This window comes from Noviherbaspirillum cavernae, from assembly GCF_003590875.1.
Classification (GTDB): Bacteria; Pseudomonadota; Gammaproteobacteria; order Burkholderiales; family Burkholderiaceae_D; genus Noviherbaspirillum; species Noviherbaspirillum cavernae.
Genome location: NZ_QYUN01000002.1, coordinates 3,727,536 through 3,750,208, shown reverse-complemented (window position 1 = coordinate 3,750,208; position 22,673 = coordinate 3,727,536). Strand labels below are relative to the sequence as shown.

Annotated in this window: 29 protein-coding genes and 1 tRNA gene; 21 read left to right on the top strand and 9 right to left on the bottom strand. The window is 61.9% G+C overall.

Features of this window, described 5'->3' with window-relative positions; all coding sequences use genetic code 11:
• The first annotated feature begins 188 nt into the window (after positions 1 to 188).
• Positions 189 to 1,136, top strand: a complete 948-nt coding sequence (locus tag D3870_RS17690; protein ID WP_119741172.1) for a homocysteine S-methyltransferase family protein — start codon at positions 189 to 191, stop codon at positions 1,134 to 1,136.
• Between the two features lie 196 nt (positions 1,137 to 1,332).
• Here D3870_RS17690 and D3870_RS17685 read toward each other — a convergent pair whose 3' ends face one another.
• Entirely contained in the window at positions 1,333 to 1,629 is a 297-nt protein-coding gene (locus D3870_RS17685) for a TFIIB-type zinc ribbon-containing protein (protein ID WP_119741170.1), read from the bottom strand.
• 258 nt (positions 1,630 to 1,887) lie between these two features.
• Positions 1,888 to 2,466, bottom strand: coding sequence for a hypothetical protein (locus D3870_RS17680; protein ID WP_119741168.1), 579 nt, complete (start codon positions 2,464 to 2,466; stop codon positions 1,888 to 1,890).
• A gap of 189 nt (positions 2,467 to 2,655) precedes the next feature.
• Between D3870_RS17680 and D3870_RS17675 the strand changes: the two genes are divergently transcribed.
• From D3870_RS17675 to D3870_RS17635, 8 genes are all read left to right on the top strand, one after another.
• Entirely contained in the window at positions 2,656 to 3,696 is a 1,041-nt protein-coding gene (locus D3870_RS17675; protein WP_119741165.1) for an NAD(P)H-dependent flavin oxidoreductase, read from the top strand.
• A gap of 139 nt (positions 3,697 to 3,835) precedes the next feature.
• On the top strand, positions 3,836 to 4,474 hold the full coding sequence (locus D3870_RS17670) for a LysE family translocator (RefSeq protein ID WP_119741163.1): 639 nt from the start codon (positions 3,836 to 3,838) through the stop codon (positions 4,472 to 4,474).
• Between the two features lie 185 nt (positions 4,475 to 4,659).
• The gene (locus D3870_RS17665; protein WP_242490093.1) at positions 4,660 to 5,781 is read left to right on the top strand and encodes an NAD(P)/FAD-dependent oxidoreductase; all 1,122 of its coding nucleotides are present in this window, start codon (positions 4,660 to 4,662) and stop codon (positions 5,779 to 5,781) included.
• 135 nt (positions 5,782 to 5,916) lie between these two features.
• Positions 5,917 to 7,086, top strand: coding sequence for a helix-turn-helix transcriptional regulator (locus D3870_RS17655; RefSeq protein WP_158590498.1), 1,170 nt, complete (start codon positions 5,917 to 5,919; stop codon positions 7,084 to 7,086).
• Positions 7,087 to 7,200: 114 nt separating this feature from the next.
• A complete protein-coding gene (locus D3870_RS17650) occupies positions 7,201 to 7,830 on the top strand; it encodes a glutathione S-transferase family protein (RefSeq protein ID WP_119741152.1) in 630 nt (209 codons plus the stop codon).
• Between the two features lie 531 nt (positions 7,831 to 8,361).
• Complete coding sequence (locus D3870_RS17645; RefSeq protein ID WP_119741149.1) at positions 8,362 to 9,045, top strand: DUF3313 domain-containing protein; 684 nt, start codon at positions 8,362 to 8,364, stop codon at positions 9,043 to 9,045.
• Between the two features lie 91 nt (positions 9,046 to 9,136).
• Complete coding sequence (locus D3870_RS17640) at positions 9,137 to 9,523, top strand: winged helix-turn-helix domain-containing protein (RefSeq protein ID WP_119741146.1); 387 nt, start codon at positions 9,137 to 9,139, stop codon at positions 9,521 to 9,523.
• Positions 9,487 to 10,089: an IS630 family transposase gene (locus tag D3870_RS17635; protein WP_119741143.1), complete on the top strand. Its 603-nt coding sequence runs from the start codon at positions 9,487 to 9,489 to the stop codon at positions 10,087 to 10,089. The genes D3870_RS17640 and D3870_RS17635 overlap by 37 nt, the downstream gene beginning before the upstream one ends.
• An 18-nt stretch (positions 10,090 to 10,107) precedes the next feature.
• Here D3870_RS17635 and D3870_RS17630 read toward each other — a convergent pair whose 3' ends face one another.
• Both D3870_RS17630 and D3870_RS17625 read right to left on the bottom strand, forming a co-directional pair.
• Complete coding sequence (locus tag D3870_RS17630; RefSeq protein ID WP_242490045.1) at positions 10,108 to 10,773, bottom strand: IS630 family transposase; 666 nt, start codon at positions 10,771 to 10,773, stop codon at positions 10,108 to 10,110.
• Between the two features lie 26 nt (positions 10,774 to 10,799).
• On the bottom strand, positions 10,800 to 11,261 hold the full coding sequence (locus D3870_RS17625; protein ID WP_119741141.1) for a helix-turn-helix domain-containing protein: 462 nt from the start codon (positions 11,259 to 11,261) through the stop codon (positions 10,800 to 10,802).
• A gap of 247 nt (positions 11,262 to 11,508) precedes the next feature.
• Here D3870_RS17625 and ahpC point away from each other — a divergent pair, with 247 nt between their 5' ends.
• The 4 genes from ahpC to D3870_RS22385 all read left to right on the top strand — a co-directional run bounded on the left by ahpC (position 11,509) and on the right by D3870_RS22385 (position 14,344).
• Positions 11,509 to 12,069, top strand: a complete 561-nt coding sequence (gene ahpC / locus D3870_RS17620; RefSeq protein WP_119741139.1) for an alkyl hydroperoxide reductase subunit C — start codon at positions 11,509 to 11,511, stop codon at positions 12,067 to 12,069.
• A 94-nt stretch (positions 12,070 to 12,163) separates the two neighbouring features.
• The gene (ahpF, locus tag D3870_RS17615) at positions 12,164 to 13,753 is read left to right on the top strand and encodes an alkyl hydroperoxide reductase subunit F (protein WP_119741136.1); all 1,590 of its coding nucleotides are present in this window, start codon (positions 12,164 to 12,166) and stop codon (positions 13,751 to 13,753) included.
• 153 nt (positions 13,754 to 13,906) lie between these two features.
• A complete protein-coding gene (locus D3870_RS17610) occupies positions 13,907 to 14,158 on the top strand; it encodes a hypothetical protein (protein ID WP_119741134.1) in 252 nt (83 codons plus the stop codon).
• A 33-nt stretch (positions 14,159 to 14,191) separates the two neighbouring features.
• The gene (locus tag D3870_RS22385) at positions 14,192 to 14,344 is read left to right on the top strand and encodes a hypothetical protein (protein WP_158590497.1); all 153 of its coding nucleotides are present in this window, start codon (positions 14,192 to 14,194) and stop codon (positions 14,342 to 14,344) included.
• A gap of 61 nt (positions 14,345 to 14,405) precedes the next feature.
• On the opposite strand, the gene D3870_RS17605 is transcribed toward D3870_RS22385, so the two are convergent.
• Complete coding sequence (locus D3870_RS17605; RefSeq protein ID WP_119741131.1) at positions 14,406 to 14,675, bottom strand: hypothetical protein; 270 nt, start codon at positions 14,673 to 14,675, stop codon at positions 14,406 to 14,408.
• Positions 14,676 to 14,796: 121 nt separating this feature from the next.
• On the opposite strand from D3870_RS17605, the gene D3870_RS17600 reads away from it, so the two are divergent.
• The 3 genes from D3870_RS17600 to D3870_RS17590 are packed head-to-tail and all read left to right on the top strand — an operon-like array spanning position 14,797 to position 15,657.
• Positions 14,797 to 15,006 carry a SlyX family protein gene (locus D3870_RS17600; protein ID WP_119741129.1) on the top strand — a complete coding sequence of 70 codons (210 nt, stop codon included), beginning with the start codon at positions 14,797 to 14,799 and terminating at the stop codon, positions 15,004 to 15,006.
• Between the two features lie 27 nt (positions 15,007 to 15,033).
• Entirely contained in the window at positions 15,034 to 15,363 is a 330-nt protein-coding gene (locus D3870_RS17595) for a DUF2288 domain-containing protein (protein WP_119741126.1), read from the top strand.
• A gap of 48 nt (positions 15,364 to 15,411) precedes the next feature.
• On the top strand, positions 15,412 to 15,657 hold the full coding sequence (locus tag D3870_RS17590) for a hypothetical protein (RefSeq protein WP_119741124.1): 246 nt from the start codon (positions 15,412 to 15,414) through the stop codon (positions 15,655 to 15,657).
• Between the two features lie 18 nt (positions 15,658 to 15,675).
• On the opposite strand, the gene D3870_RS17585 is transcribed toward D3870_RS17590, so the two are convergent.
• Together D3870_RS17585 and D3870_RS17580 are read right to left on the bottom strand one after the other, a co-directional pair.
• Positions 15,676 to 15,894 (bottom strand): hypothetical protein, encoded by a 219-nt coding sequence (locus tag D3870_RS17585; protein ID WP_119742313.1) that lies wholly within the window; start codon positions 15,892 to 15,894, stop codon positions 15,676 to 15,678.
• 59 nt (positions 15,895 to 15,953) lie between these two features.
• A complete protein-coding gene (locus tag D3870_RS17580; RefSeq protein WP_119741121.1) occupies positions 15,954 to 17,153 on the bottom strand; it encodes a methyltransferase in 1,200 nt (399 codons plus the stop codon).
• A gap of 218 nt (positions 17,154 to 17,371) precedes the next feature.
• Between D3870_RS17580 and D3870_RS17575 the strand changes: the two genes are divergently transcribed.
• The 3 genes from D3870_RS17575 (at position 17,372) to D3870_RS17565 (ending at position 19,885) form a co-directional block, all read left to right on the top strand.
• Entirely contained in the window at positions 17,372 to 17,692 is a 321-nt protein-coding gene (locus D3870_RS17575; protein ID WP_119741118.1) for a hypothetical protein, read from the top strand.
• 156 nt (positions 17,693 to 17,848) lie between these two features.
• The gene (gene dinB / locus D3870_RS17570; RefSeq protein ID WP_119741116.1) at positions 17,849 to 18,934 is read left to right on the top strand and encodes a DNA polymerase IV; all 1,086 of its coding nucleotides are present in this window, start codon (positions 17,849 to 17,851) and stop codon (positions 18,932 to 18,934) included.
• A gap of 48 nt (positions 18,935 to 18,982) precedes the next feature.
• Positions 18,983 to 19,885 (top strand): recombination-associated protein RdgC, encoded by a 903-nt coding sequence (locus D3870_RS17565; protein ID WP_119742311.1) that lies wholly within the window; start codon positions 18,983 to 18,985, stop codon positions 19,883 to 19,885.
• Between the two features lie 51 nt (positions 19,886 to 19,936).
• On the opposite strand, the gene D3870_RS17560 is transcribed toward D3870_RS17565, so the two are convergent.
• Positions 19,937 to 20,013: transfer RNA gene (locus D3870_RS17560), tRNA-Asp, on the bottom strand.
• 263 nt (positions 20,014 to 20,276) lie between these two features.
• On the opposite strand from D3870_RS17560, the gene pip reads away from it, so the two are divergent.
• Positions 20,277 to 21,248 carry a prolyl aminopeptidase gene (gene pip, locus D3870_RS17555; RefSeq protein WP_119742310.1) on the top strand — a complete coding sequence of 324 codons (972 nt, stop codon included), beginning with the start codon at positions 20,277 to 20,279 and terminating at the stop codon, positions 21,246 to 21,248.
• A gap of 39 nt (positions 21,249 to 21,287) precedes the next feature.
• Here pip and D3870_RS17550 read toward each other — a convergent pair whose 3' ends face one another.
• Entirely contained in the window at positions 21,288 to 21,779 is a 492-nt protein-coding gene (locus tag D3870_RS17550; protein ID WP_158590496.1) for an SRPBCC family protein, read from the bottom strand.
• Between the two features lie 270 nt (positions 21,780 to 22,049).
• Between D3870_RS17550 and D3870_RS17545 the strand changes: the two genes are divergently transcribed.
• Positions 22,050 to 22,544, top strand: a complete 495-nt coding sequence (locus tag D3870_RS17545; protein ID WP_119741111.1) for an energy transducer TonB family protein — start codon at positions 22,050 to 22,052, stop codon at positions 22,542 to 22,544.
• The last annotated feature ends 129 nt before the right edge of the window (positions 22,545 to 22,673 follow it).

Here is a 22,673-nt window from a genome sequence, read left to right as displayed (position 1 = left end):
CGTTGTTGAAATGGTTTGCATGGCCGCAATGTGTCGACCCGGCACGCTGTCGTCCCCCGCTTCGTGGTGGTGCCATCCGCTTTCTTTCCGCTTGTGGCAGATCAAGGAATCGGCCATGTCGCGCAATATGCCGCGGCGCTGAATCCTATAGTGGCAATGTCCTGTTCCACCCATCGCAGGAGATTCCGATGGCCAAGTACCGATCGCATTTGCCGCAGTTATCGCAAGGCATGTTTGTCACCGACAGCGGACTCGAAACCACGTTGATTTTCCGGGACGGCATCGACTTGCCCGAGTTCGCCTCTTTTGTCCTGCTGCAGAGCGATTCCGGCAGACAGCGGCTGCGGGACTACTATCGCCTCTATGCGGAAATGGCGCGACGCTACGGCATGGGGCTGGTTCTCGAAAGTCCGACATGGCGCGCCAACCGCGACTGGGCGCAGAAGGTCGGCTTGCCGCCCGATGCCTTGCCGGAAATCAACCGGCAGGCGATTGCCATGCTTGTCGAGATCCGGGATGCATACGAAACGGAACACACGAAGATCGTCATCAGCGGCAATATCGGGCCGCGCGGCGACGGCTATGTGCCGTCCGCGAAGATGAGCGCCGTCGCGGCGCAGGACTATCATGCCGAACAAATCCGGACCTTCGCGCAGACGGACGCGGATATGGTTTCGGCGTTCACCATCAACTATGTGGAGGAGGCAATCGGCGTCGTCAACGCGGCAAAGGCTGCAGGCATGCCGGCGGTCATCTCGTTCACGCTGGAAACCGACGGGAAGTTGCCTTCAGGCCAGTCGCTCAAGGACGCGATCGAGAAAACCGATGCAGCCACGCAGGGCCATGCAGCCTACTACATGATCAATTGCGTGCATCCGACGCATTTCGCGAACACCTTCGCGGCAGACGGCGAATGGGGATCAAGAATTCGCGGCTTGAGGCCGAATGCATCGAAGAAAAGCCATGCGGAACTGGATGCCTCGACGGAATTGGATGATGGTGTCCCGGTGGAACTCGGACAAGAGACGCGTGACGCGAAGCGCATGCTGAAAGAGTTGCGTGTCATCGGCGGGTGCTGCGGAACGGATGAGCGGCATGTCGAGGAAATGTGCAAGGCGCTGGCGGGGACGGTCTGAACACAGGCTGCCGGAATGATGAGGTGGTGCTTGAGCAAGCGCCACGCTCAATTGCCACGATCAATTGTCACGACCACTTGCAGGAACACCGCTTTCCGTCTGGCGGCAGTGGGCACCAGGTGCCCACGCGGTTTTTGTTTCACCTCTTGATTTTGAACAGGCTGCGCCAGACCTGTCCATCGCCGCTCACAAGGCATCAATCGAAGTCAAACAGCTCCCCAAGAAAGCCTTCGCGTTTCTTTTTCTTGTGGTAACCCTGTTGCGGATAGCCCTGCGACTGTCCGAATCCTTGTGGCTGCTGCTGCCCCTGGTAGGGATCATGCCGGACTTGTTGCGGAACCGGCTGCGGGGCAACGCCGACTGAGCGGTCAATGATCTTGTCGAGTTCGCCGCGATCGAGCCAGACGCCGCGGCAGGTCGGACAGTAATCAATCTCGATGCCTTGCCGATCAGACATGACAAGTTTCACGTTCTTGCATACAGGACAGTCCATGAATCATTCCTTCATTCAAATGGGAGTGCGTTCCACGCACCAATGCGCCAAGAGCCAGGGTCAAACAGCGATCTGAATTCCTGATATGCGGTGCGGACTCACGCAGTTCAAGGGGGGGCAAACGGAAACTTGCTATGGAGAACGTTCCAGGCTCGCTCCGCTTGCATCATGCCAAATCGCTATATGCCGGGTCGGGTGGGTACAGCGTGCCAGTTCGAAAAACCAGCCCCCTGCAAGCGGCGATCCCGCCTTGCCGGTTCAGTGCGCGCGCTTCAATTCGTGAAACACGCCAGTGGCGATGGCGTCCACCTGCTGCGGCGTCATTTTGGCGAAGATGCCGTGCCAGGCTGACGAGCTGGTGTTGTAGTCTTGCTCGCCGAAGGATTTGCCGGTGCTCAGGTCGGTGAAGCGGACTCTGGCATCCACATAGGCGTTACCGGTCATCACACCGAAGAATATGCGCGAACCAATGCCAACCATGCGGTAGTCGTTGACATGCACGGCGAGCAGAGTGCCGGCTTCGCCGAGCGGACGAGGCTCGCCTTCCTGCATGGCGAACGCGATGCCGGCTTCCTTCGCATGTTCTTCGAAGACAGCACGCCATTCTTCCTTGAAGCCGGACCAGTCTCTTGCCTCGACCGAGGTCTTTGCGCCGGACATGTTCAGCACAAGCTTGCGGGAGGATGCGGCAGGCACGGGCACGGCCTTTTGAGTGGATGCGGAGGCTGCGGGTACTGCGGGTCCCGTGGTCTGCGCGGAATCCTTTTCCGGTTGAGATGTCGCGCAGCCGGACAGCAGCACTGCGGCTGCAAGTGCAGTTAAAGTAAACTTTTTCATCAAATCCTCCCTGTTTGTTTTTATGAAGCAAGAAGTATATCTCCAGGACACGCGGCAATCCGCCGCAATGCAGGACAATGGAACGCGCATCTTGCGCACGACGACATCGCGAGATGTCGGTAACACCGCCTGTGAAACAGCGCATCGGCAAGACGGTACGGCGAACGCAAACCACTCGGAGACAAGTCAATGACACTGCAATCCCTCCTCGGCATCGAGCTGCCGATCATTCAAGCCCCCATGGCCGGCGTGCAGGGCAGCGCGCTGGCGATTGCCGTTTCCAACGCCGGCGGCCTCGGCTCGCTGCCCTGCGCCATGCTCACAATCGACGCCATGCGCAAGGAGCTGGCGGCGATCAAGGAAAACACCGGCAAGCCGTTCAACGTGAACTTCTTCTGTCACACGCCGCCGGCCGTCAACGCCGAGCGCGAGGCGGGATGGCGCACTGCGCTGTCGCCGTATTACCGGGAATACGGGATCGATGCGGATGCCATCCCCGCCGGGCCGGGGCGCGCGCCCTTCAGCGCCGAAGCCGCCGACGTGCTGGAGGAATTCAAGCCTGCCGTGGTCAGCTTTCATTTCGGCCTGCCTTCGGCCGATCTGCTGGCGCGCGCGAGGAGCTGGGGCGCGAAGATACTGTCCTCGGCCACGACCGTCGAGGAAGCGCGCTGGCTCGAAGCGCAGGGTGTCGATGCCATCATCGCGCAAGGTCTGGAGGCGGGCGGGCACCGCGGCATCTTCCTGTCGGACGACCTGACCACCCAGGTGGGCACGTTTGCCCTGCTGCCGCAGATCGTGCGCGCGGTGAAGCTGCCCGTCATCGCCGCCGGCGGCATCGCCGATGCGAAAGGCGTGGCGGCGGCGATGAAGCTGGGTGCTGCCGGCATGCAGGTTGGCACGGCCTATCTGCTCTGTCCCGAGGCGATGACCAGCGCCGTGCACCGCGCCGCGCTGAAAAGCGAGGCCGCCCGCCACACTGCGCTCACCAATCTGTTCACCGGCCGGCCTGCGCGCGGAATCGTGAATCGCATCATCCGCGAGCTCGGCCCGATCAGTGCCGCGCCGCCCGCCTTTCCGCTGGCAACCGCTGCCATCGCGCCCTTGCGCGCCAAGGCCGAGAGCGAAGGTTCCGGCGAGTTCTCGCCGCTGTGGTCCGGCCAGAATGCGAGCGGATGCCGGGAGATTCCGGCGGCGGAGCTTACGCGGGAATTGGCGGCAGGCTTGCAATAGGATAAGCGGGTAGGATGGGCACGCAGTGCCCACGCGGCAAAGATGGACAGGCCTGGCGACAATATTCAGGAATATTGCGATTTCTGCGTGGGCACTGCGTGCCCACCCTACATCTACTTCTTGAACTGCCGGAGAACACATGATCCCCCTGAATGACTTGCTGCTGTTCGCCGGCACTGCCCTGCTGCTGGTGCTGACCCCCGGCCCCAACATGATCTACATCCTCTCGCGCTCCATCTGTCAGGGACGTGGTGCCGGGGTCATTTCCTTGTTCGGCGTCGTCGCCGGCTTCGTTGTCCATATGCTGGCTGCGGCGATCGGCCTGTCGGCGATTTTCATGGCGGTGCCGTTTGCCTATGAACTGCTCAAGTATGCAGGCGCCTTGTACCTCCTGTGGCTGGCATGGCAGGCGGTGAAGCCGGGAGCGCGCTCGCCCTTCGAGGCGAAGGAGTTGCCGCCCGATGCGCCACGCAAACTGCTGCTGATGGGGTTCCTGACGAACCTGCTCAATCCCAAGGTCGCGATTTTCTATCTGTCGATTTTTCCGCAGTTCGTCGTGCCGGCGCATGGCTCGGTCTTTCTGCAAAGCGTGACGCTGGGCGTCACGCAGATTTCCGTGAGCTTTGTCGTCAATCTCCTGATCGCGCTGTCGGCGGCGGGCATCGCTTCCTGGTTCGCGCGCAATCCGTTCTGGCTCGCGGCGCAACGCCGCGTGATGGGTTTTGTGCTGGCCGCGCTGGCGATACGGCTGGCGCTCGAACAGCGACGCGCCGCTTAGCGTTGGCGGCACGGGATGCGTCCCGGGCTTGCGACGCATCAAACGATCTCGCTGATCCGGCCGCGTGCCGATTGCTTCGTCGGCAGCCAAGGTTATAGTGCAGAAGGCGGCATCCAGCCGTCCTCATGTCAGCCCGATTCCTTCTGTAAATATCATGCGCAGCTACGACGCAATCGTTGTCGGCGGTGGCGATCACGCTGGCGCGCGCGGGCCTGAAGGCCGTCTTGCTGGACAAGGCGCGCTTTCCGCGGCAGAAGCTGTGCGGCGGCCTGATCAGCCTGCGCTGCCGAGATGCGCTGCGGCAGGCATTCGGCCCCCAATGCGATCCGCCCATCGAGGCCGAGGCCAGAGGCGCGAAGGTTTTCTTCCGCGAGCGACTGCTGAATGAAGTCCGCGACTACAAGCCCATCTGCTTCACTTCGCGCAGCGCGTTCGACCACTACCTGCTCGACATGGCGCGCGCGTTCGGCGTCGAGGTCATCGAAGGCGCCGGCGCAAGCGGTTTGAGCCCCGACCGCACTGCGGTCCTCGCGAACGACGATGTGCGTCACGAAGCGCCCTTCATCATCGGTGCCGACGGCGCGAGCAGCCGCATCCGCAAGGAACTGGCCTCGGTCGCGATCGACAAGCGCGGCTTTGCGGTCGGATTGGAAATGGAGGTGCCGAGATCGCTTGTTTCGCGCGACATCTGTGCGCCGGAAATCTATCTCGGTCTGGTGCGCTGGGGCTACGCATGGATCTTCCCCAAGGAGCGCACATTGACGGTGGGCGTGGGCGGACTATCGTCGGAAAATCCCGACATGCGGCCGATCTTCGAACGCTTCGCGCGCATGGCGATCGGCAGCGTGCCGGCGCTGCCGCTGCTGCGCCATCCCATCCCGTTCGGCAATTACCTCGCGCAGCCCGGCGAGGGTTCGGTCCTGCTCGCGGGCGATGCGGCGGGCCTGGTCGAACCGATCACGGGCGAGGGCATCGCTTTCGCGATCCTGAGCGGATATCACGCGGCGCACGCCGTGATCGAGGCGCGCGCCGCGCATGGCGCAAGGAGCGCATTGTCCTTCTACAGGGAGCGCTACGGGAGCATCGCCGGATTGTTCGATGATGGCCGGCTGCTGCGCTACCTCGTGTTCTCGCGCCCGCTCGAACCGCTCTTCGTACGCGCACTCGGCGCAGGCGGCGGACTGATCAGGAAGCACATGGATGTGGTGGCGGGGGACGCTGACTATCGCGACTATTCCAGGTATCTGACCGGGGCGGCATTGCGGCGGCTGCCGCGAATGATGCAGTGGCGCGGAGGGGCCGGGTAGGCCGGGTAGGCCGCGCCGCGCCCTTCCCGACGGCGCACGCGTTGCGTGCATCGCTCGTCACTTGCACCGATTCGATGAACAATTTGACAACATCTTCCCGCCAGAGGCATGCTAGCCGCAGGAGGAGTTGCGACCATGGGCGAGGTATCGATGCACGAAGCAGGGCAGCCAGAGGCGGCATTCGAGCCGCTGCTGGCGAAGTTGTACGACGGGGTGACTGCGCCAGGCGGCTTTCAGGATTTCATCGAGGCGTTGACGGCGAGTTTCGGCTTGAAGGCGGTCACGCTGATCATCCGCAACGGCGATACGCACGAGGTCAAGGGGCTCTGGCTGAGCGGCATCACGGCGGGCTGGGTCGAGCGCTATGCGCTCCACTATGCCCAGGAAGATGTGCTGGCGCAGCACATCATGACGTCGCCCGTCGCGCATTTCTACGCCAGCAATCTCGATATCGCGCATCCTGAGCAGGTCCCGCACAGCCGCTTCTATCGCGAGTGGCTGTCGCCGCAGGGCGTGGAGTACGCGGCCGGCGCGATCGTGCTGCGCGAAGGCGCATGGTTCACGCAAATGATCGTGCAACGCTCGCCCGTGCAACCCGGCTTTTCGCGCGACGATCTCGATACGCTGGACCGGCTCATGCCGCACATGCAGCGCGCGATCCAGATGCGCGCGCGCTTTACCGAGTTGCAGTTCGGTCAGGACTTCCTGGCGGGCGGCCTTGACCTGCTGGCGATGCCGGCGCTGTTCTTCGACGAGCACAGCCGCGCCGCGCACATGAACAGTCGCGCCAGGACGCTGCTGGCGGACAGCAAGCTGCTCAAGCTGGAGCAGGGGCATCTGGTGGCGAGCGATGTCGATGCCAGCCGCAAGCTCAATTTCGAGATCGGCAATGCGATCCAGGCCAGCCGCGGCAGCACGACCACGCTGAACGAAGTGGTGCTGCTGCCGCGGCCGGGACGGCTGCCGCTGATGCTGATGGTCGCGCCGGTGCGCATCGCAGCGGGGCAGACACACGGTGCGGCGCTGGTCTTCGTGTTCGATCCCGACTACGCGCCCAGCCTGACTCCGGACCGCGTGCGCAAGCTGTTCGGCCTGACCGATGCCGAAGCCCGACTGGCGGTCGGCCTGTGCAGCGGCAGGACGCTCGACGATATCGCGCACGAGCGCACCATCTCGCCCCATACGCTGAAAACCCAGCTCAAGAGCATCTTCGCCAAGACCGGCACCAACCGCCAGACCGAGCTGGTGTCCCTGCTGCTGGCAAGTCCCGCCTACTTCCTTGCCGAGCGCACGACGACGGATTAACCCTCTATCGATGACGAAGCGTCGCTGCATGTTCGGCGATTTTTCCGACGCATTTCGCGGATTCGCCGTCTGCTATATTGACAAACCCTCAACGCCACCAAAGGAATGCCGCCCATGACCGCGAACCGTCAGCTCACCTTCTTTCATTCGCCCAACACCCGTTCGACCGGCGCACTGATTCTGCTGGAAGAACTCGGTGCGGATTACCAGCTGCATGTGCTGAACATGAAAACCGGCGAGCAGCGCGCGCCGGAATATCTCGCGATCAATCCGATGGGCAAGGTACCGGCGATTCTGCACGGCGACGCGCTGGTCACCGAACAGGCGGCGGTCTACATGTACCTTGCCGACCTCTACCCGGAAGCGGGTCTTGCGCCGCAGATCGGCGATCCGCTGCGCGGACCCTACCTGCGGTGGATGGTGTACTACGGATCGTGTTTCGAGCCGGCGCTGGCGGATCGCGCACAGAACAATCCGCCGGCACCGCCATCGGTCTCGCCCTATGGCGACTTCGACACCATGCTGAAAACGCTGACGGACCAGCTCGCCAGGGGGCCATATCTGCTCGGCGAGAAATTCACTGCCGCCGACGCGCTGTGGGGCACGGCGCTGCTGTGGACCACCATGTTCAAGCTGGTGCCGGAGACGCCGCTGATCAAGGCTTACATCGAGCGCACCAGCGCACGCCCGGCGGTGGCGCGGGCGAGAAAGAAGGATGCCGAACTGGCTGCCGCGCAGGCATGAGCCCGGATCGCACACCGCTTGGTGCGCATGTGAAACGAGGACGCTGACGCCGTTTGCATCGAGCAGCAGCTGTCATCGCCACGTCATTTCCTTGCGGCATCATTCGCCGGTCTCCATCAGACCAGACGCTTCTACTTCCAAAGGTTGAAGTGACCTTGCCCGTTCGCCGAGAGGCGGGCGGGCTTTTCTTTGGTTCTTCACGGATTAACGTGAAGAACCAAAGAAAAGCGGTGAATGCAGCACTACTTCGGTGATGGAGCGCTTAATAAAATTGAAAATCGCGCAAATATTGCAACTCTGAAAACGGATGCGAGCCGCTGAAACGGGCTCGAGGAAGACGAAGTATTTCTGCATGCTTCCAGGGCAGGCGAGTCGCTTGTCCGATTCTCGGAGGGCTCGACAGAGAACTTATGGACAAGAAGTCAATCAATTAGGCAGCCGTGTCTGCGTAAGAATGATGAGGCGAGTCGGCATCATGAGGAGCCGCATCCGGACGGCTCGAATTCAATTTCCTAGAGTGGAGTGAATACCATGAAGATGCGATCAGGACTGATACTCGTCACTCTTGCCTTGGCCACCGGATGTCATTCCCCCATGATGAATTCTGTCCGGAACGAGGCCGTGCCGAGCAATTCGGGATTTCTCGGCGACTACTCGCAACTGAAACCGGACCCCAAGCGAGAAGGTGCACTGGTGTATGCCGACCGATCCGTGGATTTCCGCCAGTACAGCAAACTCATGTTCGATCCGGTGCAAATCATCGTGACGCCGAGCGCGGATCAATCCCGCGTGCCGTCCGAGGCGATAGCGCGCATGACCGCGGACCTGATGACGTCGTTCCAAAAGGCGCTCCATCCGAAATATCAGATCGTGACCACGGCCGGACCGGACGTCCTGCGAATAAGAACGGCGATCACGGGCGTGCAAGCCGTGAGGCCCGATCGCAACGTCACTGACCTCATTCCGATCAAAGCGGCATTCAATCTGGGGCGGGAAGTCACGGGCACGGCGCCCCGGGTCGAGGAGATGACGGCCGAGATCGAATTGCTCGACCCTCAGGGCAAGCGCGTTGCGGCTGCCACCGCCAATCGCAAAGGCGACAAGACACTGCCGCAGGGGCAGCAGATCACTTGGCAGGATTTGACGGCGATCACCGAATATTGGGGGGAAGGGCTGCGGCAAGGATTGGATCGCCTGCGCGGCGACATGCACTAGAGCAGTTTTGTCCTGACCTGCGTCACAAAGCTGTTGAACTACGGGATCGGTGCAGGATCGAATGGGATTGGCAGCGGCAGGAGACACGGTCATGGCGTGGCATCCAGGACAAGCCTACGGGCAAGATTTACGGGATCGCGTGCTAAACGCGAGCGGTTCCATAGCCGAGGTGGCGACCCGCTTCAGGGTAAGCAAATCGTACGTGGCAAGGGCCCGTTCGCGGCGGCACCGACTCGGGGATGATACGGCGGGTGTCCAGCACAACCATGTGCCGTTGAAACTGAGCGGACTGGAAGACGTGCTGGCCGCGCGCGTACAAGCCATCAATGATCAAACGCTGGAACAGTTGTGCCAATGGCTGCATGCCGAGCATGGCGTTCAGGTGAGCGTGACTACCATGTGGAAGACGCTGGCCCGGCTTGGGCTGAGCCTTAAAAAAAGATGCTCCATGCCGCCGAGCAGGAGCGCCCGGACGTAGCGCAGGCGCGTTGTGACTGGGCCGCCGAGCAGGGCTGCTTTGACGTGCGCCACCTGGTATTTCTGGATGAGACCTGGGCCGGCACCAGCATGACGCCGGCCCGAGGACGCTCCGTGAAAGGCACTCGCTGTCTCGGGCAAGCGCCTTGCGGCCACTGGCATACGACCACCTTCGTCTGCGCCTTGCGTACCGGCGGCCTGGTGGCGCCTTGCGTGTTCGATGGCCCGATCAATGGCAATGCCTTTCGCACCTGGGTACAACAGGTACTGGCCCCTGTGCTGCAACCGGGCGATATCGTGGTGATGGACAATCTCGGCTCGCACAAGGTCGTCGGCATTGCTGCTGCCATCGAGACCGCTGGTGCACAAGTGCGTTATCTGCCGCCTTACAGCCCCGACTACAACCCCATCGAACAAGTCTTTGCCAAGTTCAAAACGCTCCTCAGAAAAACTGCAGCTCGCACGATGGATACCCTCTGGTGTGCCTTCGGCGCCCTGCTCGATCAATTCAATGCCGCCGAATGTGAACGATACATTTGCCATTCTGGCTATGGCAAGTCAGGCTGAAACCGCTCTAGTGTTCCGTCAATCTAAAAATTTCGGGTAGAGGTATTTCAGTTTAATCCGAGCATCTTCGGTACGAAATTGCCAGTCAATTCCGGTTTGATCCTGATTGCGCTGCTGCGCCCATGTTTGCGCCCGAGCTGCGATCAGGCGCATATCGCCTATGCGGTCGCGCAGACATTGTCGGGTCAACACGCTCAATTCCGATTCGGCCATGTTGAGCCAACTGCCATGCTTGGGCGTGTAGACCAATTCCAACCTGCGCGCAATCCGCATCGCTTCGGGCGCCTCAAATGCCTGATACAGCGAGGCGAGCCGATGCGTATTCAAGTTGTCGCAGACGAGCGTGATGCGCTCCGCTTGTGCATGGCGCGGCGCATCCACCAACGCCCGCACTTGCTGTGCCCACGCAATGCTGGTCTTCTGTGCCGTGGCCGTCGCGTCGCGCCATCCTCCCAAGGGTTCGACAAACATCCATACGCAACACATGCCATGACGGATGTATTCGTAATCCACTTTCTCCGGCTGCCCCGGTTGCATCGGCAAAGGGGGACGCACTTCTTCAATCAATTGCCTGGGCTGTTCATCCATGCACACCACCGGATGCGCAGGATCATAGGGCCGCCGATACACTTCCAGCACCTGCTCCATCTGGCAGGCGAACTCCGCATCCGCATGCGGTGCGATACACCATTGCTGCTTCAGCCACGGTTTCAGGTCGCTTTTTTTAACGCCTGCCGTACTGTTTCACGCGAAATCGTATCGACAATATGCAACTCCACCAGCTTGTTTGCCAACAAATTCAACGTCCAGCTTGCGCGGCCATCCGGCGCTGTCGAGCAGGCCAGCGCCGTCAGGCGCGCTTGTCCTTCACCGTCGAGCTTCACTGCCCGCGGTCGTGGCGCCCACTGGTGTTCCAGCAAGGAGTCCGGCCCTTCTTCCACCGCTTGCTTGCGCCAATTTTGCAGACTGCGCGTGGTCACCCCAAAGGCTTCGGCAATGCGGGCGTCATCCCATCCTGGCCCTTGCGCCCCTTGATCCGCCTTCAGCAGCGCCTGCGCCCGCTGGATCTTCCACGCAGCAGACTTGCCTGTATGCACAAGATGTTCGTACCGCGCTCGTTCCTCGGCGGTCAACTTCACCACATACTTCTTGTTCATCACGATCTCCTTCAAAAGCTGGCTACGGTTAGATCGTTTTGAACTAGAAAAATTTAGAGTGTCTGACCACTAGTCCTGAGCATCACGAGTCTCACCGAGGGCCGCTAGAATACGCACACGGTCGCGTAAAGGCGCCGTGTTGCGCTGTTGCAATAGTCAGAGTAAATCAAAATCATTGAATCAATCAATTTTTCAGATGGGCGATATGCCCGTACACTGGCGCAGCGTTACCGATGTTTCCAACCCTTTATAGGAAAACTGAATGTCTATTATCAATACCGAAATCAAACCGTTTACCGCACAGGCATACAAAGATGGCAAGTTCGTCGAAGTGAGCGACGCCAACGTGAAGGGCAAATGGGCCGTTTTTGTGTTCTATCCCGCTGACTTCACTTTTGTCTGCCCGACCGAATTGGAAGATCTGGCCGACAACTACACTGAATTCCGCGAACTGGGCGTTGAGATTTTCTCGGTTTCCACCGACACCCACTTCTCCCACAAGGCTTGGCACGACACCTCGCCGGCAATCGGCAAGATCAAGTACACGATGATCGGCGACCCGACCCACGAAATTTCGAAGAATTTCGAAATCCTGCGTCCGTCTGGTCTGGCTGACCGTGGCACCTTCATCGTCGATCCGCAAGGCGTGATCCAAGCCATCGAAATCACTGCCGAAGGCATCGGCCGTGACGCCAAGGAACTGCTGCGCAAGGTCAAGGCAGCGAAATACGTCGCCGCTCACCCGGGCGAAGTTTGCCCCGCCAAGTGGCAAGAAGGCGAAAAGACCCTGGCTCCGTCGTTGGACCTGGTCGGCAAGATCTAAGTAATCCTGTAGTACCTCCGTAGTACTTCTGATTCCTGGCCGGCGGGGTTTTCTCCCGGCCGGGGATGATGTTGCCCAAAAAAAGGAAAAAGTCATGTTGGATGCCACTCTCAAAACACAGTTGAAAGCCTATTTGGAAAAAGTGGTGCAACCCATTGAGATCGTTGCATCGCTGAATGACTCTGCGAAATCGCAGGAACTGCAAGCACTGCTCCAGGACATCGTCCAGTTGAGCGACAAGATTACTTTGCGCGAGCAGGGTGACGCCAAGCGCGCCCCATCGTTTACGATCCAGCGCGCCGGGACCGATATCGGCGTCACGTTCGCCGGGATCCCGATGGGCCACGAATTCACTTCGCTGGTGCTCGCCTTGCTGCAAGTCGGCGGTCACACGATCAAGCTGGATGACGCCGTGATCGAACAGATTCGCAACCTCGATGGCGACTACGAGTTCGAGACCTTCGTCTCGCTCAGCTGCCACAATTGCCCGGAAGTCGTGCAGGCGCTGAACGCCATGTCCGTGATCAATCCGCGCATCAAGGTGACGACAATTGACGGCGGCGTGTTTCCGAAAGAAGTGGAAGACCGCCAAATCATGGCCGTGCCAATGATGTTCCTGAACGGCGAACACTTCGGACAGGGACGCACCAGCGTCGAGGAAATCCTTTCCAGGCTCGACAGCAATGCCGGCGTTCGCGCTGCGGCAGAACTGAGCAAGAAAGACGTGTTTGACGTGCTCGTCATCGGCGGTGGCCCTGCTGGCGCAGCGTCTTCGATTTATGCGGCACGCAAAGGCATCCGTACCGGCGTCCTGGCCGAACGTTTCGGCGGCCAGGTGCTCGACACGCTCGCGATTGAAAACTTCATCTCGGTGAAAGAAACCGAAGGGCCGAAATTCGCCGCCGCGCTGGAAGAACACGTCAAGGCATACGACGTGGACATCATGAACCTGCAACGCGCCGTCAAGCTGATACCGGGCAAGATCGCCGAAGTCCACACTGCCAGCGGTGCCGTGTTGAAGGCGAAGACCGTGATTCTCTCGACCGGCGCGCGCTGGCGCGAAATCAACGTGCCGGGCGAAAAGGAATACCGCAACCACGGCGTAGCGTACTGCCCGCACTGCGACGGCCCGCTCTTCAAGGGCAAGCGCGTCGCCGTCGTCGGCGGGGGTAACTCCGGCGTGGAAGCGGCCATCGACCTGGCGGGTGTCGTCCAGCACGTGACCTTGATCGAGTACGGCACGGAATTGCGTGCGGACGCGGTGTTGCAACGCAAGCTGCGCTCGCTGCCGAACGTGCAGATCATCATGTCGGCACAAACGACCGAGATCAACGGCGATGGTCAAAAGGTGACAAGTCTTTCCTACACCGACCGCAGCAGCGGCGCCGCGCACAAAATCGACCTCGAAGGCGTGTTCGTGCAGATCGGCCTCGTGCCGAACACCGAATGGCTCAAAGGCACGATTGCGCTTTCCCGCTTCGGCGAGATCGAGATCGATGCACGCGGCCAGACCTCGGTCCCCGGTGTGTTCGCTGCCGGCGATTGCACCACCGTGCCTTTCAAGCAGATCGTCATCGCGGTCGGCGCCGGCGCGACAGCAGCCTTGTCCGCCTTCGATCACCTGATTCGTTCAGGCGATGAGGAACCGCAAACGACGGAGACGAAGCAGGCAGTTGCTGTTTGAGTTTCCGGCTGGGAATGCAAGAGAAAGGGAGGCTGCGGCCTCCCTTTTTTGGTTCTTCACGGATTAACGTGGAGCAACCAAAAACAAGGAGGGCAGTGAATCGTCGATAAACTGGTTGTGCGACCAATCAGTAGATAACGAGACACTACCTTCATGATCGATGTTGCGCACGACCTCCCGTTCTGGGAAGGCTTTTCCATTTTATCCCTCGATGTGCAGGACGATATCGTCCGGATCACGCTCGAACCGCGGGCAGACGCGGCGATGGTTTGTTCAGGATGGGGGCACAACTGTGCCTGCGTGCATGAGTGGCGCTGGCGTCAGATGCGCGACCTGCCGATGCTGGGGCGGCCTGTCCGCACCGTTCGGATCCAGCACGGTCCTCGCTTCCTGCGTCCTCCATGACGACAAGCTGGTGCCGAACGGCGATGCCGGCCAATGGGCGCTCGGCTACACCTGCGACCTGTCCAGGCGCACCAATCTGTACACCTCGCCTACGTCAAGAATGACGCTGGCGCGCGGCTGGGCGGTGCGGCTGCCGCGGGCAGCGATCCCTCGACATTCAATATCGGCATGCGCCACAAGTTCTAAGCCGATATTCGCGATCGCTTGATCCGATGCCGGACGGGAATGCCTTCCCGTCCGGCATTTTTCATGTCTGGCCGTCGTGTTTCTTGCCCAGCTGCCTTTCGAAAGCGACATCGAGCTTGCTGACCCGGACCTTCTTTTGCGGCCCGGTCTGATCGGCAAACCGCACGAATTCCTCCAGCGTCAGATCGGCGCTGATCTTCTCGGGCGCCGCATTACCCTCGGCGCGCAACAAATAAAAGAAACCACTGGCCGTCATGCCCATCGAATAACGATAGGCGGTATCGCGTGCATTGAGGCGGCTGACGGCGGCGCTGGCTTTGGTCGATCTCATTGATTGTCTGCAATGGAAAATGGTTGATCCGAAACGAAGGTGTTCAGGATAGGGCGGAATGCGCCGGCCTGCACGGATCGATTAAGATAAGCGCCTTTTGTGCATCCAGAGAGGTTCCGCCGTGACGACCGAAGAGCGTTTAGTCGATATCGAAATCAGGCTCGCCCGCCAGGACGACATGGTCGACGCATTGAACCAGATGGTCTATCAGCAGCAGAAGAAGATAGACGATCTCGAAGCCCTGTGTTCAGCGCTTGCGCGGCGCATCAAGGAGATGCGCGACGCCGCCATCGAACGCGGTGCGGCGGATGAAAGACCGCCGCACTATTGACAACCGCATTCCCGTGAAACCCCGACAATGACCGCAACAGACAAGCAGGACAAACAGGACAAGCAGGACGAACTGCTTCGCGCCAGGCTCAATCTCGAAACCGCGCGCATCCCGTGGAGCGAATTGCAACGCCACTTCGCTTCCGGCACGATGATCGCAGTGAGCGACGATCTCGACCTGATCGAGGTCGCCGCGCGCATCGCCGGCGACGACAAGGAGTCGGTTTCGCAATGGATGGCGCAAGGGCGCGTGACGAAGGTGTCGGACCAGCTTGCCACCGCATGGTTCGAGGCCGACGCCTCCCTGTGGGCGGTGGTGGTCAAGCCATGGATTCTGGTGCAGATGCGGGCGTCCTGAAATGCCGTAACACGCCCGCCATTACTCCACGCGAGTACGGAGACAATCATGCGTGCCATCGCATACCTGATCGATCATCCCTTCAGCAAGTTCCTGGTGGGGATCATTCTTTTGCTCACGAGCCTGGCCGAGGTCTGGGAGCAGTTCGGCGACAGATTGCCGTTCGATATCGGGGTGGAGCATGGCTTGCTCGTGTTCGGCAGCATGAAGGCGCTGACGGCACTCAAGGAAGTCATGGAAGGCGCGGATTACATCAGGAAATCCAAGGACTCCATGCGGAACCGGAAAGTCTGATTACCCGTCTTCACGCTTTCAATGATGATGATGCGACCAGTCGCCGTCCGGCGCGGCGAGATAGGATTCCACCGCATCCTTCTGCCCGGTGGCATGGCGCATCACTTCGCCGCACTTGCAGATGCCCTGATACGGCTGGATGTGCGAGCAGGCCGATACCTTCTGCAGAGAGACCTGAACGGATTTTGAACATTTCTTGCACTTGAACGTCAGCGTGCGGGCGGGTTTGTTGCTCATGTTTTCCTCGATGGATGAAGCGGTGCGGATGCGCCGCGAAGGCGCGAAAGTGTAGCAAATCAGCGCGCCGCCAGCCGCCACAGCGACGTCACCTCCGCCGCGCGCGCGGCGTGCAGCGGATCGTCCGCATCGGCAGCCTTCGGATGCTGCGGCCGCACGTCGATCCTGCCCAGCACCTTCAATCCCGCCGCATCGATCGCGGCCAGCAGTTCGCTGCGCGGGCGCAAGCCGAGGTGCTCGGCCAGGTCCGACAGGATCAGCCAGCCTTCGCCGCCCGGCTCCAGATGCGCGGAGAGGCCGGCGAGGAAGCCGCGCAGCATGCGGCTGTCGGGATCGTACACCGCGTGCTCGATGGCGGAACTGGGGCGCGCCGGCACCCACGGCGGATTGCAGATCACCAGCGGCGCGCGTCCTGCGGGAAAGAGATCGGCCTGCACCACTTCCACCTGCCTGTTCAATCCGAGCCGCTCCAGGTTGTCGCGCGCGCAGGCCAGCGCGCGCGGGTCCTGATCGGTGGCGACCACGTGCGCCACGCCGCGCCGCGCCAGCACTGCGGCCAGCACGCCGCTGCCGGTGCCGATGTCGAAGGCCAGCGTTTTCGCAGGCAGCGGCGCCTGCGCCACCAGCTCCACGTATTCGCCGCGCACCGGCGAGAACACGCCATAGTGCGGATGAATGCGCGCGCCCAGCGCGGGAATCTCCACGCCTTTCTTGCGCCACTCGTGCGCGCCGATCAGTCCCAGCAATTCGCGCAGCGATGCGACGAAGGGCGCGTCTGCCGGGCCATAGGCTTCCTCGCAGGCCTGCTGCACATCGGGCGCACGCCGCAGCGGAATGCGGAAGTCCGCATCGAAGGGCAGCAGCAGCATTGCCAGCGTGCGGGCGCGCTGCGATTGCGCCTGCCGGTGCAGATGAAAGGCATCCGTCGGCGACGCTGCCTGCTTGCGCGGCTTGCGATCCGCACGCCGCGCCATCGCCTGCAGCAACTGGCGCGCATTCTGGAAGTCGCCGTGCCACAGGAGCGCCGTGCCTTCACACGCGAGGCGATAGGCGGCGTCGGCCGTCATGCGGTCGTCGGCAACGACCACGCGCTTCGGCGGCGGCGTCGCGTTTTCCGAGCGCCAGCGCGCGGCGCGGGCCTCGCCCGCCTCGCTCCAGTGAAGGACGGGATGATCGCTCGCGGCAATATCGTTCGAGGGCGGGGACGAAGCGGCGGCGGCCGTGTCGTTGCGCGTTCCGTCGGGGAAATGACTCGGCATGAGAAAAGAATGAGCTGAAACCGCGAAGCTTAACAAAACGCGATTCATCGCGCCTCCATTCCCTCGTGCAGCATCCGTCAGGCAATGCTTGTTGCCAATTTGTGAACTTTGACGGCATGCGGGGGTCCTTGACTAACGAATCGCGGCTGGCAGCACCGGCCGGATTCGTGCCGATGGTGTGTTGCCACCGGGTTTCAATGTTTCGAAAAGGAGTTCTCATGCAGAAATCATCAAAGATCTTGCTCGCTCTTGCAGTCGCTGCATTCGCACAGATGGCCCAGGCGCAGACTGCCGAACCATCTCCATCCCCAGCCACTTCCGGCGCAGCTGCCGCCGGCACCTCCACATCCGGAACCAGCGATCCCCTGATCAAGAAGCGGGAATCCGACGCCGCCGCAAAGTCCGAATACAAATCCGACAAGGACAGCGCCAAGCAGAAGTACAAGTCGGAGAAGGAAATGTCCGAAGCCGAACTGAAAGCCTCGCGTCAGAGCGGCGGCATGCAAACACCCGATGCCGAGAGCGGCACGGGCAAGTAAGCGGGAAGTTCTGCGGCGCGCCGCTCGACCGGCGCGCCGCAATCACGCAGGTCGCGACCTTGCCGCTTCGGCAAGTTCGCGGCGAGGAATGGCAAGCGCCGCATGCGCCGGTAGAATAGACGGCACATTGCCCCGCGTATTCGTCATTCCTGCACCTTGGACGCGCCCTCCCGAAAAATCATCCACTGCGATTGCGACTGCTTCTATGCGGCGGTCGAGATGCGCGACAACCCCGCATTGCGCGGGCATCCGCTGGCGGTCGGCGGGCGGCCCGACCAGCGCGGCGTGGTGGCGACCTGCAACTACGAAGCGCGGCGTTTCGGCGTGCGCTCCGCGATGGCCATGTCGCAGGCGCTGCAACGCTGCCCGGACCTGATCGTGCTGCCGCCGGCAATGGAAAAATACCGCGCCGCGTCGAAGCAGATTCTCGCCATCTACCGCGACTACACCGAACTGGTCGAGCCCTTGTCGCTCGACGAAGCCTATCTCGACGTCACGCGGGCGCCGCACTTCAAGGGCAGCGCGACGCTGATCGCGCAGGACATCCGCGCCCGCATCGCGGCTACCGTCGGCATCACCGCCTCGGCCGGCATCGCGCCCAACAAGTTCCTCGCCAAGATTGCCAGCGACTGGAACAAGCCCGACGGCATGTTCGTGATCCGCCCGCCGGAAGTCGATGCCTTCGTCGCCACGCTGCCGGTGGAAAAGCTGTTCGGCGTCGGCAAGGTGACGGCGGCCAAGCTGAAGAAACTGGGCGCGCATACCTGTACCGACCTGCGCGACTGGCCGATGATCGCGCTGCAGCAGCACTTCGGCAAGTTCGGCGAAAGCCTGTACCGCCTGTGCCGCGGCATCGACACGCGCCAGGTCAATGCGACGCGCGAACGCAAGTCGGTCAGCGTCGAGGAAACCTACGTGCATGACATCCCCGACCTCGACGGCTGTCTGCAACAGCTGCCCGACTTGCTGCAAAGTCTGGTCGCGCGCGTGCGGCGCGCCGGCGCGGAAAGGCATGTGCGCGGACTGTTCGTCAAGCTGCGCTTCGCCAACTTCCGTCAGACCACGGTCGAATGCGTCGGCACCGCGCTCGACGCGCCGCAATTCGCGCGGCTGCTGGAAACCGGCTACGAGCGCGGCCGGCGGCCGGTGCGCCTGCTCGGCGTCGGCATTCGGGTGAAGGAGGGTGAGGAGGACCTGCAGCAGCTTGGCCTGTTCGACCCGGACGCGCGATCCGACGACTGACTTTCGTCATACCCAGCGTGTAGAATGGCGCCTTTTTTCGGACGCGCCATGTGGTTCAAGAATCTTCAGGTTTATCGGCTTTCCGCCCCGTGGGCGTTGACTTCCGAACAATTGCACGACGCTCTCGCGCCGCGCGCATTCTCGGCTTCCAACAGCCTCGAGATGCAGAGCAATGGCTGGGTGTCGCCGCGCGACAATGGCATGCTGGTCCACACCGTCAACAAGCAGTTGCTGCTGCAGCTGGGCACCGAGAAGAAGCTGCTGCCGTCCACCGTGATCAATCAGGTGTGCAAGGCGCGTGCCGCCGAGCTGGAGGAGCAGCAGGGCTTCAAGCCGGGCCGCAAGCAGATGAAGGAGCTCAAGGAGCAGGTCACCGACGAGCTGCTGCCGCGCGCCTTCAGCATCCGCCGCAACACCTCGGTCTGGATCGACCCGGTCCACGGCTGGCTGGTGGTCGATGCGGCCAGCCCCGCCAAGGCTGACGAGGTGTTCAAGGCGCTGCTGCAATCGCTGGGCCAGCTGCCGCTCGGCACGCTGCGCGTGCAGCAGTCGCCGGTTGCGGCCATGACGGACTGGCTGGCGGCGGACGAGGCGCCGCGCAATTTCACGATCGACCAGGACACCGAACTGCGCTCCACCAGCGAGGGCAAGGCCACCGTGCGTTACGTGCGCCACACGCTGGAGCCGGACGACGTGCGCCGCCATATCGCGTCGGGCAAGCAGTGCACGCGGCTCGCGCTGACCTGGGCCGACCGCGTGTCGCTGGTGCTGACCGAGTCGCTGACGCTCAAGCGCGTCGCGCCGCTCGACGTGCTGAAGGAAAACGCCGATGCGATGACGCAGAACGACGACGAGCGTTTCGATACCGATTTTGCGTTGATGACAGGCGAGTTGAGCAAGCTGCTCGACGATCTGGTGGAGGCGCTGGGCGGCGAGTTCAAGCCCGAGTGAAGCGGAAGGACGAAAAAAAAGACGAACCGTTTGGTTCGTCTTTTTTCGTTTTGGCGGAGCGGACGGGACTCGAACCCGCGACCCCCGGCGTGACAGGCCGGTATTCTAACCGACTGAACTACCGCTCCTGAAATCGACTGTCTGATTGGCGTACATCGGCTGGTCAAACATTGACGTGTGTCACCACGTCTGAAGGGCCCGAAGTCTACAGGAGTTTTCCGGTTCTGGCTAGAGCTTTGTGGCGATTCCGCGTGCCGGCACCGCTCCGCCCGCCGCGCGGTGTGCAGCAGCGCATTCTCTTGCTCGAACGGCAATCCTCCCGGCGCGCCGCATGCCATTGCGCGAAGCGCGCGGCATACAATGGAGCGACGACATTCCGATGGAAAACGCCATGACCCATCCCCAGACTGAAGCGATCCTGTTTCCACCGATCGAACCCTATCGCAGCGGCAGGCTGCCGGTCGATGAATTGCACACCTTGTACTGGGAGGAGTGCGGCAATCCGCACGGCGTGCCGGTGCTGTTCCTGCACGGCGGGCCGGGCGGCGGCCTGTCGCCCCGGCATCGCCGCTTCTTCGATCCGGCGCATTACCGCATCGTGCTGTTCGATCAGCGCGGTGCGGGCAGATCGACGCCGCTGGGCGAGTACCGCAACAACACCACGCCCTTGCTGATCGACGATATCGAGCGCATCCGCAGGATGCTCGGCATCGAGCGATGGCTGGTGTTCGGCGGTTCGTGGGGCGCGACGCTGGCGCTGGCGTATGGTCAGGCGCATCCCGGGCGCTGTCTGGGCTTCGTGTTGCGCGGCATCTTCCTGTGCACGCGGGCGGAGGTCGACTGGTTCATGCATGGCATGCGCTGGTTCTTCCCCGAGGTGCACGCGCAATTCGTCGCGGCCATTCCGGACGCCGAGCGCGGCGACTTGCTGCGCGCGTACGAGAAGCGCCTGTTCAGCGATGACCCGGACATCTATCTGCCGGCGGCGCGCACCTGGAGCCGCTATGAAGGCAGCTGCCTGTTCCTGCGGCCCGACGCGGAAGCGATCGAGGACTTTTCCTCGGACGCGGTGAGTCTCGGCATTGGCCGGCTGGAGGCGCATTACTTCCTGCACGGCGGCTTCATGCACGACGATCAACTGATCAGCAACATCGGCCGCATCCGCCATCTGCCGGCGGTGATCGTGCAGGGACGCTATGACGTGGTGTGCCCGCCGCTCTCGGCGCACCGTCTGCATGAGGCGTGGCCCGAGGCGGAGCTGCAGGTGATCGCGGATGCGGGCCATGCCGCGGTCGAGCCGGGGATCGCGGCTGCGCTGGTTGCCGCGACGGAGCGCTTCAGAAAGCGCGGCAGCTTTGTGTGACGGCACGCAGGCAGTGCGCCGCCGGGTATCGGCGACGCTTCATTTCACGCGCGCCGTTCTGTCGATCTCCGCCGCCACCGCATTCATCATCTCCTTCACGTCCTTTTCCACCACCATGTCGCCCACGATCGGCAGAATGAAGAATCCCGGTTCCATCGTGCCCGCATAGGTGATGCGGGTGCCGGCGACGCCGTTCTGTTCGACAGGCGTGAGTTCCCAGCGTGCGCTGTAATGCTTCATGTCGCCGTCGACCATCGCGATATCGATGGCGGAATAGGGCTGTTCGGTGACGCGCAGCACGAGGTGGATGCCTTGCGCGACGAACAGGAAGCCGGCGGTCGATTCCTGCTCGAGGATGACTTCGTTGCCGTTGCGCGCCACCAGTTTCGACGAGCGCAGGTTGGGCACGAATTCGGGCAGCCGCTCGTAGCCGGTCAGCACTCGCCACGCCTGCTGCGGCGCGGCCTGCACGAAGCCCTTCGCGCTGATCTCGAAAAACGTGTGCCCATCCTTGCTGGCGCGAGAGACCATGGTCTGCATCCTCGGGACGCCATCTGTATCCTGCGCCCAGGCCGCGATGACAGGAAGGCACAGCATGAGCAGCATGGAAATGAGGCGGCGCATATGCACAGGGTAGGAGAAGTGTATCGATATGCAAGCGCGCCGCTTTGCCGCGAATCGGCCGTACTATACTTGGCCGAAGGCAAGACTTTCGAAGATGCATGATTGCCGTGCCGTCACGCCTTGCGCAGCTCTCAAGGCATTACTCAACGCATCACATTGCTTCGACCCGATACCGTCATGAACAACAGGATTGTGCTTCTGCTGGCCGCCAGCGCGCTCGCAAGCTGCGCCAGTCACAACGCTCCCGAAAACGAGCGCGCCGGCGTCGGCAGCGCCGCGACTACCGCCGAAAGAAGGGAGATGGTGCATGCCGCGCCGTCGAGCGCCGCCACCATTGATGGCTACAAGCGCGACCTGGCGCTGCACATCTCGCAAGCCAGTTCCGGCAAGGTGTACGACGGCCGCCCGCAGGCACTGTTGCGTTCGGTGGTGGTGCTGAAGTACGTGATCGATGCGAACGGCAACCTCGTGCGCAGCGAAATCCACCGCTCCAACCGCGATCGCGTGACCGAGAGCACCGCGCTGGCGACACTCAAGACCGCCGCGCCATTCCCGCGTCCCGCGCCGCACCTGCTGCGCCACGGCCGGCTCGAGGTGCTGGAAACCTGGCTCTTCAACAACGATGGCCGCTTCCAGCTGCGCACCATCGCGCAGCCGCAAATGGACCAGTAGGCGCGCCTGCCTCGGTGCTTCCGCCTCGGCGCGGGAAACGCTCATTCCTGACACGCAGCCTCGCTGCCTTGCCCGCCAACAATGGGGCTCTCCGTCATTCCTGTCGCTCGAATCGGCACCTTTATTAAA